10 protein-coding genes are annotated in these 8,801 nt (G+C 47.9%); 3 read left to right on the top strand and 7 right to left on the bottom strand.

What is annotated here, in order from left to right; all coding sequences use genetic code 11:
* Positions 1–388 precede the first annotated feature (388 nt).
* Positions 389–745, bottom strand: coding sequence for an ArsR/SmtB family transcription factor (locus tag FD01_RS13640; protein WP_054715342.1), 357 nt, complete (start codon positions 743–745; stop codon positions 389–391).
* A gap of 24 nt (positions 746–769) precedes the next feature.
* Here FD01_RS13640 and FD01_RS13635 point away from each other — a divergent pair, with 24 nt between their 5' ends.
* Positions 770–1,366, top strand: coding sequence for a cadmium resistance transporter (locus FD01_RS13635; protein WP_054715345.1), 597 nt, complete (start codon positions 770–772; stop codon positions 1,364–1,366).
* 232 nt (positions 1,367–1,598) lie between these two features.
* Here the strand turns inward: FD01_RS13635 and FD01_RS13630 are convergent, their stop codons facing one another.
* The 6 genes from FD01_RS13630 to FD01_RS13605 all read right to left on the bottom strand — a co-directional run bounded on the left by FD01_RS13630 (position 1,599) and on the right by FD01_RS13605 (position 7,390).
* Positions 1,599–1,988 carry a hypothetical protein gene (locus FD01_RS13630; RefSeq protein WP_152164796.1) on the bottom strand — a complete coding sequence of 130 codons (390 nt, stop codon included), beginning with the start codon at positions 1,986–1,988 and terminating at the stop codon, positions 1,599–1,601.
* A 190-nt stretch (positions 1,989–2,178) separates the two neighbouring features.
* Positions 2,179–2,652 (bottom strand): SsrA-binding protein SmpB, encoded by a 474-nt coding sequence (smpB, locus tag FD01_RS13625; protein WP_056964835.1) that lies wholly within the window; start codon positions 2,650–2,652, stop codon positions 2,179–2,181.
* 15 nt (positions 2,653–2,667) lie between these two features.
* Positions 2,668–5,079: a ribonuclease R gene (rnr, locus tag FD01_RS13620; protein ID WP_082611927.1), complete on the bottom strand. Its 2,412-nt coding sequence runs from the start codon at positions 5,077–5,079 to the stop codon at positions 2,668–2,670.
* Positions 5,080–5,177: 98 nt separating this feature from the next.
* Positions 5,178–5,414 carry a preprotein translocase subunit SecG gene (secG, locus tag FD01_RS13615; RefSeq protein ID WP_054715351.1) on the bottom strand — a complete coding sequence of 79 codons (237 nt, stop codon included), beginning with the start codon at positions 5,412–5,414 and terminating at the stop codon, positions 5,178–5,180.
* Between the two features lie 79 nt (positions 5,415–5,493).
* Positions 5,494–5,841 (bottom strand): hypothetical protein, encoded by a 348-nt coding sequence (locus tag FD01_RS13610; RefSeq protein WP_054715355.1) that lies wholly within the window; start codon positions 5,839–5,841, stop codon positions 5,494–5,496.
* Positions 5,831–7,390 (bottom strand): ClC family H(+)/Cl(-) exchange transporter, encoded by a 1,560-nt coding sequence (locus FD01_RS13605; RefSeq protein WP_056964833.1) that lies wholly within the window; start codon positions 7,388–7,390, stop codon positions 5,831–5,833. Before FD01_RS13605 ends, FD01_RS13610 begins: the two co-directional genes overlap by 11 nt.
* Before the next feature lie 128 nt (positions 7,391–7,518).
* Here FD01_RS13605 and FD01_RS13600 point away from each other — a divergent pair, with 128 nt between their 5' ends.
* On the top strand, positions 7,519–7,983 hold the full coding sequence (locus tag FD01_RS13600) for a DUF3290 family protein (RefSeq protein WP_056964831.1): 465 nt from the start codon (positions 7,519–7,521) through the stop codon (positions 7,981–7,983).
* A gap of 3 nt (positions 7,984–7,986) precedes the next feature.
* Positions 7,987–8,649, top strand: a complete 663-nt coding sequence (locus FD01_RS13595; RefSeq protein WP_054715361.1) for a DUF421 domain-containing protein — start codon at positions 7,987–7,989, stop codon at positions 8,647–8,649.
* Positions 8,650–8,801 lie beyond the last annotated feature (152 nt).

The raw sequence follows: 8,801 nt of genomic DNA, 5'->3' as shown, positions 1-8,801 counted from the left end.
TTTTATTGTCCAAAAAATTTTGAGACAGTGGCTAACTTGATTCTAAAATGCGCGAAAAGAATTGGTCAGCAATCACAGGCGCCAATAACGCAAATACAAAGTGATAATCTAGACTTTCACCAGAAAACCATCGCGTTAAAAATTTCTGCATCCCTATGACCTCCAAAAAATTGAACTAATGCTCACTTTAGTGGAAGAATCGTGCTGATGCAAGGCAAACTGACGACTTGCTCAATTTATTTCACAATGATGTCTAGATATTTCCCGGGAAATAATCTGATTAGTTGATTGATCGTCGACCTTAATCCATCTCATCTGCTGGCATCAGTGAGACAATTTTATCCATGCCTATTGCGCAAGCTCACCCACCGTCGACGATCCTCGAAAATCAATGGCCATGCTGTTTACCGCGTAGCACATGATCAGCGTGGGCGAGCGTTTCATCGACAACATCGAGAATATGCGGATCATCGAGGCGATAATACATTGCTTTGCCTTCACGTCTTGCATCGACCAACTGATAGTCGCGCAAAGTTGCCAGCTGATGCGAGACGACTGATTGTGAGACCTCAAGCATTGCGACAATTTCCGAAACATTGAGTTCTTGGTTTTCAAGCAGGTGCAACAGCCTAAGGCGCGTCGGATTGCTGAGCAACTTAAAGATGCGAATGGATTCTTGAATATGCGCATCATCGAGAATATGATTTTCCAAGACAATTCCTCCAACATATGTTACTATCAACATACGAAACCAAGGAGCGTGTTTTGTATGTTGAAAATTATTCTAACCGGTGCGACTGCCTATATCTCTACCAGCCTCGATTATCTGCTGATTTTAATGATGATTTTTGGCTCTGTTAAGCCAAACCAGCGACATCTCGTCTACTGGGGCGATTTATTGGGCACTAGTATTTTAGTGGCGATCAGTTTATTTGTTGCGTTGGTCTTACGACTCGTGCCTGCCGAATGGGTGTTGGGCTTATTGGGTCTGATTCCAATTTTGATGGGCATGAAACTGGCCTTAACAGGTGAAGCAGATGATGACAACGCGGTATCCAGCCGCCTCAAGCAAGCCAGCATTATCTCAAGTGTCGCTTTGATCACAGTGGCAACTTGTGGTGCCGATAATATTGGGGTTTATGTACCGCTATTTGCATCTCAAACGTTGCAAGCAACTGCCCTGACATTGGTGACCTTCTTGGTGATGTTAACCTTGTTTTTCTGGATCGGCGCGCAACTTGGCCGCATGCCTTTAGTCGCCCGCCTACTTGAACATGCTGGCCGCTGGCTTACAGCAGCAGTGTACATTGGCATTGGCGGCTATATTTTATTTGAGAATGGTACGATCAGCCATTTCATCAGCTAACGATGTTTCAGGTCTCGCCAGTTAGTTGACAAACCAGACAATTCGTTTGAACGCCTCTAAAAACTTACGCTAATGGTACTAGATGATTAAAAGCAAAGTCAAATCATTAATCGAAATCTTTTTCAATGCGCCTAACCATGGACACCTATTGATGTTGACGCCGCAATGCTTGGCCGACGAGCGGCTCTTGCCGAATTAAAAGCCAAGTGTAGCTAAGACTGGCAATCCCAGATTACAAGTAAATGTTCCAACTTGCCGCCGTGGTGAAGTTACGAAAGCTAAAAAGATCCTTCGCAATTTCAAGTCCGATTTCACGCACCAAATTCACATGGTCACCAAACATCATTGCCATCGCGATCCCATAAGCAAAGATCAGGACCCAGCCGATCAAGTACCGGCCGCCACGGCGCAGCAACGCCCTTGGACGATCATGGCGATCACGTTCACCTGTCACTTGCAATTGAGCGCCGCTGGCCTGAATCACCGCGGCCAATAGTCCCACCACAACAGCAGTCACGGCGATCCAAATAACTGGTGGGTGTGCCTCAAGCAACGTGCGTACGCCCATCACCAAGCTATAAATAGGAACCACGAGTGCTTCCCATCGGGAGATTTTTTCCATTCAAAACGCGTTGCGGGTAAAAATTAGGATCCCGATCACAAATATCATGATACCAATCATCACTGCCGCCTCTTTTCAATTAAGATCATCAATGCCCCTATCATGACGCCTTACACGGCTGAACAATATCAACAAAAAAGCAGCACCAACGCCGACAACCACGAAGGTTTACGCGTTGGTGCTGTTGTGGTTAATACCGTTCTTTCATCGCACGTTGAATGTCGCGCTCTTGGTCTTTACGCTTCAAGCTTTCGCGCTTGTCGTAGTTCTTCTTCCCTTGCGCCACGCCGATCAAGACTTTGGCATAGCCATGCTTGAGATACATCCGCAATGGCACAATGGTCAGACCTTTTTCAGTCAGGCTGACTTCTAGTTTGCGAATCTCTTTTTTGTGCAACAAGAGTTTGCGGTTACGCATTGGATCAACGTTGAACTGGTTGCCTTCAGCATATGGTGTGATATGCACGTTTTCCAACCAAGCTTCACCGTTGCGCACCCGCGCATAGCCGTCGCGCAAAGTGGTTTTGCCAGCACGCACAGACTTGATTTCAGTCCCAGTTAAGGCAACGCCGGCTTCATAAGTTTCGAGGATATTATAATCGTGATAGGCCTTTTTGTTTTGGGCCAACAGGTTATCTGGCTTCGGCTTCATTTTCTTGGCCATCAGCACCCCTCTTTTCTAGTGTTTGTTCCCGCCGCGTTGGCCGCCTTGACGCAATTGGTCGCCCAGCTTGTTAAAAGGCCGGCTGCCGCCACGGTTATTGTTGTGATTGCGACCGCGATTGTTGTTGCCACCACGGTTGTTGCTATTGTTGCGATTGCCACCATTGCGATTGCCGTTGCGCGGACCGTCGCTATGGTTTTGCCCACGGCCACGAGTTTCGCGCTTCACCACGATGTCGGTTTTTGGCGTGTCGTCTGATGGAATCAAGGAGAAATCGACTTGGCGTTGTTCCACATCGACATTGTCCAAGTGCACCTTGACGGGTTGGCCGATGCGATAGATCTTGTGGAAACGTTCGCCAACTAACGCCATTTGGTTTTCAACAAAGGCATAATAGTCGTCTTTCATCCGAGAAATATGAACCAAACCTTCGACTGTGTTTGGCAAAGCCACGAACATCCCAAAGCCTGCGACCCCTGAAACCACAGCATCGAAGTCTTCGCCGACTTTATCGGCCATGAATTCGGCCTTCTTCAAGTCGTCAACGGCCCGTTCCGCATCGATAGAGTGACGTTCACGCACAGAAGTTTGCACGGCGATGTCAGGCAACTTGGAAGACCACTTGGCTTGGTTATCTTCGCCAGCGCCTTGAGTGGCGTATGAACGAATCAAGCGGTGAACGATCAAATCAGGATAACGGCGAATTGGAGACGTGAAGTGGCAATAATATTCCGCTGCGATCCCAAAATGCCCAAGGGGGTCTTCAGAGTAATGGGCTTGCTTCAAGCTGCGCAGCATTTTGACGTTGACCATCATTTCTTCTGGCGTGCCTTGAACGCTAGTGTTGACTTCTTGCAACATCTTCGGCGTCAGCTTTGCCCCTGGCTTGATCGGCACCGTGATACCAAAAGTGGCCAAGAAGTCGATGAAGTCTTTGATGCGATCGTCATCTGGGGTTTCATGGACCCGATACAAGAATGGTAAGTGCAACTTGTTGTAGTGTTCAGCAACCGTTTCGTTGGCTTCCAGCATGAAGGATTCGATCATGCGTTCAGACAAACCGCGGTCACGCAACACGATGTCTGTTGGATGACCATTCTCGTCGACGATGATTTTGGCTTCATGTTCTTCAAAGTCGATGGCACCGCGATCATGACGCATCTTGTAAAGAATCTTGTGCAAGTCACCCATCAGATCCAACATTGGCACCAAGTCAGCGTATTGCGCGCGCAATTCAGGGTCTTGATCGGTAATCATTTTGTTAACGTTGTTGTAAGTCAAACGGCCGTGAGAACGAATGACAGATTGGTAAATGTCATGGTTGACGACTTTACCTTCTGGGGTGATTTCCATATCACAAGACATTGCCAAGCGATCCACGTCAGGATTCAACGAGCAAATACCGTTGGACAAGCGGAATGGCAACATCGGAATCACGCGGTCCGTCAAGTAAGTGGACGTGCCACGATCGTATGTTTCCTTGTCTAAAGGCGAGCCTTCGGTAACGTAATACGACACATCGGCGATATGGACACCTAAATGGTAATTCCCGTTAGGCAACTTCCAAGCGACCACTGCATCATCGAAGTCTTTGGAGTCGTCGCCATCGATGGTGACCACTGGTTGATCGGTGATATCGCGGCGGCCGATGCGATCTTCGTCGGTGACGTGATCAGGAATGGCGTTGGCTTGGGCCATAGCGTCTTCTGGATATTCCGTGTGAATGTCATTAGCCAAAACCAAAGACAACACATCGACACCAGGCGCATTCTTGTTCCCAAGGTTTTCAGACACGATGCCTTGCATGGCTTTAGGATGGTCACGGTCAGGATAAGCCGTCACTTCCACCATCAACATGTCGCCAAGTTCTGGGATCATGCCAGTATCTTTGACAAAAATCGGGTAGTTCTTGAGTTTCTTTTCATGCGAAACCACCACCCCGATAAAGCCAGTGCGTTCTTTTTCGCCATCAGATAATGGGGAATATTCACCGACTAAGCGGGTGATTTTGCGTTCGAGCACTTTGACGACTTCGGCTTCAGAGCCGCGGGAGTCGCCTGGGCGGGCTTTGCGGGTGATGTTGATTTCAACGGTGTCGCCGTCTAAGGCAAATTTAGTCGCAGGTGGGGCGATAAAGAAGTCATTTTCTTCATCTTCAACGGCAACAAAGCCGAAACCTTTTTCATTGCCGTGAAAAATGCCTTCCAAATGGCCGGCAGGTTTGCCGCCTAATTGAAATAAGGCTTCGCCTGTACTGTGGATCAAGTCATCGTTTTCTAGGCCGGTTAAAGCTTGAACTAAGACTTTGAAGTCTTCAGCATCCGTCAGCTTCAACGCGCGGTTAAGGCTGGCAGTGGAAAAGGCGATTTGTGGGTTGCGCCGGAATGCGGCGAGTAATTCATTTCTCATGTGGCCGACTGTGGTCATGTATGGTCCCTCGTTTTCATTGTAAATGTCCAATTCAGTTGTCCTGAATTGTCGAATAATCTCAAAAAAAGTCTCCTACCGTTGCAGGAGACTGTTGGTTAGTGCGATGCAATATAGACTAACACGATGGAAAAGGCGAAAAACAATACCCCAAGTACCACCGTCACTTTTTCCATAAACGCTTCAAACCCGCGTGATTTCTGCTTGCCGAACAAATCGGTAGCGCCACCGGATAAGGCGCTTAAGGCATCTTGTTGCTTACTAGGCTGCATTAAAGTTGCAATCACGATCAAAATGGAATCAATGATCAACAACGTCGTAAATAAATTCTGCAAGATCTTCCTCCTGAACGCGCCTGGGCGCGACTGACTACTAACTTATAGATTATCACACAAAGCGCGATGTGGCTAGTCTTCAGGCTGGTGAAACTGAGGCGATTTGCACGGCATCATCATCATGATAATGGGCTTGCCCAAACTCAGTGCCCAGCTGCACCAGTTCACTGGTTTTCAACATGCCGATGGCTTCAGGTGCCAACTTGGCATTCATCGTGATTTGGCCGTTTGGAAATTCAAAACTCAACACGCCAATGAGGTCGTCTTGAGCCAACACGGCAAAGTAATCCAAACCGTTATCCGCAAAGATTTCGGTAAATTCATCAGGTTGTTGATCGTCATTCAAGTTAGCGCGGCTTGCATCCCCAAAGTAATGCCATTTCACGTATTCTGCCGCTTGCAGGCGATTTAAGGCTTCAATGTGCATGATGGACTCCTTCTGATTTGGTCATATGGGCGGCTAAATGTTGAATTTTGGCGCGGATCTTGGCGCGCTGTGAGGCATCCGTCAACAAGACTAAAGTGTCTCCTGCTCGGATCACCGTATCGCCATGCGGAATAATTTGATTTTCACCGCGATTGAGGCCGATGAGTAACGTTTGTTTCGGCCAAGAGAAATCACGCACTTGCAGACCTTCAAGCTTGGATCCGGCAAAGACCGGTAATTCCAAGCGGTCCATGCGATGGATCGATTCAATTTGCTTGGGCACTGTCATCCGGCGCAACAAGGATTCATAAATCGGTGCCCCACCTAACACATCGACGACAATATACGCGACTAAGGCTAACACCGCCATCGGCATCAAGTGCGTTAAGTTGCCGACCATTTCCGTGATCAATAAAATCGCCGTAAAGGGTGCTTTCCCGATACCAGCAAAATATCCCGCCATCGAGAAAATGATCAAGTTCATCACATACACTTTGGGCAACAGTCCGATTTGCACCATGAACACCGCATAAATCGCGCCGATCACAGCCCCTAAGCTTAGAATCGGCAAGAAGATCCCACCAGGTAAACCTGAGCCATAAGAGATCATCGAATAAATAAACCGCGCCGCAAAAATCACCAGCAGTACCGTCAAGCTTGGTACCACGAGACCAAAGCCCACGATCATCCCGTTCCCACCACCGAGGATGCTGGGCATGAACAAGCCCATTGGAATCACTAAAATAAACGGAACGATGCCTTGAAAGTAGCGCGGGATATGCGTTTTGGCATACCAACCAGGCATGGCCAACAACACGCGCTGATACAAATACCCCAGTAAGCCGAGGACAATGCCCAATACGATCAAATGCCAATATAAATTGACTGGCATACTGCGCGTATAAACCAAATGCAGCACTGGCACTTCGCCGAACACATTCAACGACACAAAGTCTGCGCCTAATGCACTGGCTAATGCAGTAATCCAAACCAACGGACTGAAGTTATGGTAAACTTCTTCCAAAACAAACAAAGTCCCGGCAATTGGCGCATTGAACGCAGCCGCTAACCCTGCTGCAGATCCTGATGCGATCAAGATCCGCCGATCAGCGCCATGTTTTTTCAATCCTTCGGCGACCCCTTGCCCGACTGCCCCACCGAGTTGAATCGAGGGGCCTTCACGACCCAAAAACAACCCTGGGCCGATACTTAAAATGCCGGCGACAAATTTCTTCCATAAAATCGACCACCAGTGGAAATCCATTTCTCCAGCCAGCTGGCCTTCGATTTGCGGGATCCCAGAGCCGGATATATTGGGCTCGCTTTTCAGCAACGCCGCGACGATCAAACTCAACGCAATCATCCCCACCAGCACCAAGCCTAACTTGATCGGGGTGGGATGGCGATAAATGGCTTGCATGAACACTAAGACACGCTCGATGGCAAAGCGGAACGTACTGATCACTGCCCCGGTTAATAAGCCGACCACTAACCCTTGAAGCACGAACTTCAAGCGAGTGGTATCAATTTTTGCACGTACTGCTTCCATGTTTGCCCCCATGATACTTGTTGTTTTCATTATAGCAAAGAAGTGTGCTGACAGGAAAAACTCGCTTTATTTTTCATGGGATTGAAAAGTCGTATAATAATTTTAGTCAGTCGATGAAAGGAGCCATTATGCAAACCACCACTTTTTACAGCTATCACGCGCTTAGCCAACAAGCCTTTTGGCCAGGGATCATGCGCTACATTATCATCGGGATCGGCATCACCTTGATTGCCGGCTACTTCATCGTGCGCCTGCGCGATCGCAACTTGACCAAGTATCGCGACTTATTGATCATCATTGAATTGATCGTCTTATTAACCATCGGCATTCAAGCGCGCGATGTCCAAGCCAACCGCAGCGCGTTGAAAAACTCCCAAGCCGTCACCACCTTGTTGACCAGTATCGCCAAAAATGAACACCTGAAACCCTCGCAAGTTTATGCCAGCGATAAAAGTGTGTACTCAGGGTTACTGATTCAACTCAAGCGTGACCGCAAACAAACTTATGTGATCACCGTTGACCCAAATGGCAAAAGTTACCAACTGAATCATACGCATTTGGTTTCTGATCACGTCACCTACATCGAGGATTAGCCCATGATCTTACAAGACTTATACTTATCCACAGCGATTAAACTATTGCTCGGCTTTATTGTCTTTATCGCCCAGATTCAACTCACCGGCCGTGGCAATCTCGCGCCAAATACCATCGTCGATCAACTGCAAAACTTTGTCCTTGGGGGGATTATCGGCGGCGTGATCTACAACACCGACATCACCATTTTGCAATTTCTCAATGTCATGATCATTTGGACCTTGATCGTTGTCATCAGCAAATACTTGAGCAATCACTATGCCTTTTTCCGCAAATTGATCGATGGCGAACCGGTACTTTTGATTCAAAATGGCCAAGTCTTAGTCGAAAATGCCAGCAAAGCCGGAATTTCTGCCAATGTGTTAGCGGATAAATTGCGTTCTAGCGGCGCCCCTGCCATCACAGAAATCAGTCGCGCAATTCTCGAACGTAATGGTCAACTCACCGTGATCACCAAAGCAGATGCCGGTTTGCGCCTGCCAGTAATTTTGGATGGGCGCATCGACGAAGACGCCTTGAAGTTGATCGATAAAGATGAAGCTTGGTTGATTCAACAACTTCACGATCAAGGTTATGCGCCCAAACAAGTCTACATGGCCACTTACACCCAGAACCATTTGCTGATTGCCGCTTATGATCGGCCGCACTTCAAACCTCAGGCCTAAATCAGACCAAGACACCCATCCGATCCGATGCGGCGTCTTTATTTTGTTTTGAAATGTAACTCGCTTAACTCACCCATTTACGTGTGATGAACAAAGTCCAAGCGCTGTGCGTAGTCCCCATCAGGAAATAATCGCTTGCCGTGTCCGAGCAG

It is taken from the genome of Lacticaseibacillus manihotivorans DSM 13343 = JCM 12514 (assembly GCF_001435035.1).
Lineage (GTDB): Bacteria > Bacillota > Bacilli > Lactobacillales > Lactobacillaceae > Lacticaseibacillus > Lacticaseibacillus manihotivorans.
This window is presented reverse-complemented; position numbering and strand designations above follow the sequence as displayed.

Coding starts and splice junctions, on each gene's coding strand:
- FD01_RS13635 (WP_054715345.1), top strand. CDS start 770: ATGTTGAAAATTATTCTAACCGGTGCGACTGCCTATATCTCTACCAGC.
- rnr (WP_082611927.1), bottom strand. CDS start 5,079: ATGACCACAGTCGGCCACATGAGAAATGAATTACTCGCCGCATTCCGG.
- FD01_RS13605 (WP_056964833.1), bottom strand. CDS start 7,390: ATGGAAGCAGTACGTGCAAAAATTGATACCACTCGCTTGAAGTTCGTG.
- FD01_RS13595 (WP_054715361.1), top strand. CDS start 7,987: ATGATCTTACAAGACTTATACTTATCCACAGCGATTAAACTATTGCTC.
- FD01_RS13610 (WP_054715355.1), bottom strand. CDS start 5,841: ATGCACATTGAAGCCTTAAATCGCCTGCAAGCGGCAGAATACGTGAAA.
- FD01_RS13630 (WP_152164796.1), bottom strand. CDS start 1,988: ATGGAAAAAATCTCCCGATGGGAAGCACTCGTGGTTCCTATTTATAGC.
- FD01_RS13640 (WP_054715342.1), bottom strand. CDS start 745: ATGTTGATAGTAACATATGTTGGAGGAATTGTCTTGGAAAATCATATT.
- FD01_RS13600 (WP_056964831.1), top strand. CDS start 7,519: ATGCAAACCACCACTTTTTACAGCTATCACGCGCTTAGCCAACAAGCC.
- smpB (WP_056964835.1), bottom strand. CDS start 2,652: ATGGCCAAGAAAATGAAGCCGAAGCCAGATAACCTGTTGGCCCAAAAC.